At 66.6% G+C, this 2,661-nt stretch carries 3 protein-coding genes; 1 reads left to right on the forward strand and 2 read right to left on the reverse strand.

The window, feature by feature from the left end; genetic code table 11:
- On the reverse strand, nt 1-1,103 hold a 1,103-nt coding region (locus IG98_RS0143630; protein WP_084196098.1), incomplete at its 3' end, for an RICIN domain-containing protein.
- Between the two features lie 589 nt (nt 1,104-1,692).
- Here IG98_RS0143630 and IG98_RS0143635 point away from each other — a divergent pair.
- Nucleotides 1,693-2,436 (forward strand): FadR/GntR family transcriptional regulator, encoded by a 744-nt coding sequence (locus tag IG98_RS0143635; RefSeq protein ID WP_030926377.1) that lies wholly within the window; start codon nt 1,693-1,695, stop codon nt 2,434-2,436.
- An 89-nt stretch (nt 2,437-2,525) separates the two neighbouring features.
- On the opposite strand, the gene IG98_RS54085 is transcribed toward IG98_RS0143635, so the two are convergent.
- Nucleotides 2,526-2,645: an RICIN domain-containing protein gene (locus IG98_RS54085; protein ID WP_281178617.1), complete on the reverse strand. Its 120-nt coding sequence runs from the start codon at nt 2,643-2,645 to the stop codon at nt 2,526-2,528.
- Between the last annotated feature and the right edge of the window lie 16 nt (nt 2,646-2,661).

Genomic DNA, 2,661 nt, shown 5'->3' on the forward strand with positions numbered 1-2,661 from the left:
GACGTCCACTGCTGGTTGTTCTGTCCGTTGCAGTCCCAGATCTGCGCCAGGGCGCCGTTGGCCTGCGAGACGCCGGTCACATCGAGACACCTGCCCGAGGCCACACCCTGGATCTGACTCGTCTTCGTCCCCGGCGGCGGGGTCGGGGTGGAGGTGGGGTTGGGGTTGCTCCCGAACTGCGAGAAGAACCTCCACACCTCGCCCTTGGTCCAGGTCGTGATGCCGCTCTCGGCGTAGGTCCCGTCCACTGGACCGGGCATGTGACCGTTGTCGAAGGCGGCCCACACGACCGGATAGCCGACCCGGCACCCCGAGTAGGTGGTGGTTATGTGCGTTCTGCTGCCCGAACCCGGCTCGGGCGGGTTCTGGGCGTTGCAGCCGTTGTTCCTGACGAACCTGTCACGCAGTGACCGTCCCTGGGAGATGTTGAGCACCGAGTCCCCGATGCCGTGCAGTCCCATGTACGCGATGGGCTGGGAGCCGTCGTTGCACCCGCTGAGCTGCGCGCCGGCGTAGACCGCGACCGCACGGAAGACCGTCGCCCGGGTGCACGCGAGCGCGTAGCTCATACCGCCGCCGTAGCTGAAGCCCAGAGCGAAGCGCTGCGAGGTGTCGACGCACAGGTCCGCCTCGATCCGCCTGATCAGGTCGTCGACGAGGGTCACGTCCTCGCCGCCGGAGTTGGCCCAGCCGCCGTTGAGGCCCTGGGGCGCGACGAAGATCGCGCCGTTGTTCGACATCTGCCGCAGGCCGTAGAAGGACCACGGGTACCCGCTGGTGCCGCCCGAGTCGACCTCGGTGGCGGTGCCGCCCCGCCAGTGGAACCCGAAGATCAACCGGTAGGGCGTGTTGTTGTTGTAGTTGTCGGGGGTTCTCAGGATGAAGGAGCGGGTCTTGCCGCCGCTCTGGATCGAATGCGTACCGCTGCCCAGCGTCGGGGTCTTGCCGCACCCGGCGGTCGGTGCGAGGGCGCGGGCACCTGCGGCCGACGTGGCCGCCGCGGCTCCGCCGAGGCTGCTGCTCAGCGCCGCGTGAGCCGTGGACAAGGCGAGAAGTGCCGCGACCGCGATCGCTCCGAAGAAGGATCTCCGCTTCGATATCATGCGACTCCCCCCGCGGTTCGAACGCAGGCATGTCTTGGTGAGGAAACCACTTGGTTCTCCTTCATGTGGGGGTGAGGAGTTTCGGTCGGCCTGTGTGGCGGCTCAACGCCGTTTTTGTTTTTGCCCGCGCCGAACAGCACGCCTGGCCGGTTCTTGCAGGTGTCGCTGAACAACCGCGCCCTGGTCCGAGGTGGTTGGAACCGTTCGCGTTACCGCCGTGGACGACGATGTCCGTCCTTGCCTCCGGCGGCTTCCCCTCCACTCCAGATGCGGTCCGGCCGAAGGGGAGCCCTCCGACAGGAGGCGTCCCGGAGACTTAGCTACTAATTACGTTCCTCACGCTGAGTCGCGTCAAGACCTTAAGCCCACTTATTTCTGACTCCTCACAAGGGTACCTTTGTCGGAGTGGGAGTTCTTTTGAGAACAAGGGCAGCTAGATGGCTTACTCTTTCCTTCTGTCCGCTCAAGGATCCGATGACAAGTTGGATGTGTAGCACTTAATGCCGAGAGGTTGAGGGGGATTGATGCTGATCCGGGCCTCAGTTGGTCGTACTCTTGAGGAGGTGGTGGCAGGGAGGGAGCGGGTAGCGTGATCGATACTCCGCGTGCGGAAGGCGCATACCGGCCGGGTTACGAGGTGGCCGCGGAGCAGGTGCTGGAGTTGATCACTAGGCTGCGCCTGCGGCCGGGTGACCGCATGCCCACCGAGAACGAACTGGCCCAGCAGTTGGGCACGAGCCGGACCGTGGTGCGCGAGGCGGTGAAGATACTCTCGGCGCTTGGCCGGGTACGCGCCCAGAAGGGGCGCGGCCTCTACGTGGCCGACGACGAGGGGATGCTCGGCACCGGACGCTGGGCATCCTTCTTCCTGCCCACCGACCTGGATCACATCTACATGCTGTTCGAGTTCCGCCGGGCCCAGGAGATGGAGACCAGCCGGCTGGCCGCCCGCCGCGCCACCCCGGCGGAGCTGGGAGACATCGAGAAGTCGGCCGGGATGTGCCGCTACGGGTTCGACACCGGACGCGAGGATCTGTTCAACGAGGGCGACGACGCCTTCCACACCGCCATCGCGACAGCCTCGCACAACATGTTCCTCCAGATAGCGGTGCGGGAGGCCCGCCGGCTGCAGGCGCAGTCCAACCTCATCGGACTGCGCGGCTCGGTGGGCGGGCACGCGGCCAAGGCCGTTGAGGAACACGACGCCATCTACCAGGCCATCCGCGCCGGTGACCCGGAAGCGGCGGCCCAGGCCGCGGCGACGCACATCGACAACACGCTGGACGACTACCGCAGGGAGATCCAGCAACGCATCTTCTCGCCGACCGACTGATTCCCCGCGAGCGGACGACGCGGACAGTGCGCGCGCGGCGCTGCCAGGGCCCGCCCGGCGCCGTCGTGCAGGGTGGGCCCGCTGTGAGGTCAGGTTCGGGTCCAGCGTTGGTTGGCGCCGCCGTTGCAGGACCAGATGGCGAGTTTGGTGCCGTTGGCCGTGGCGTTGTTGGGCACATCCAGGCACTTGTTCGCGCCGACGGCGGTGATGGTGCCGTCGGAGTTG

It is taken from the genome of Streptosporangium amethystogenes, assembly GCF_000721075.1.
Taxonomy (GTDB): Bacteria; Actinomycetota; Actinomycetes; order Streptosporangiales; family Streptosporangiaceae; genus Streptosporangium; species Streptosporangium amethystogenes.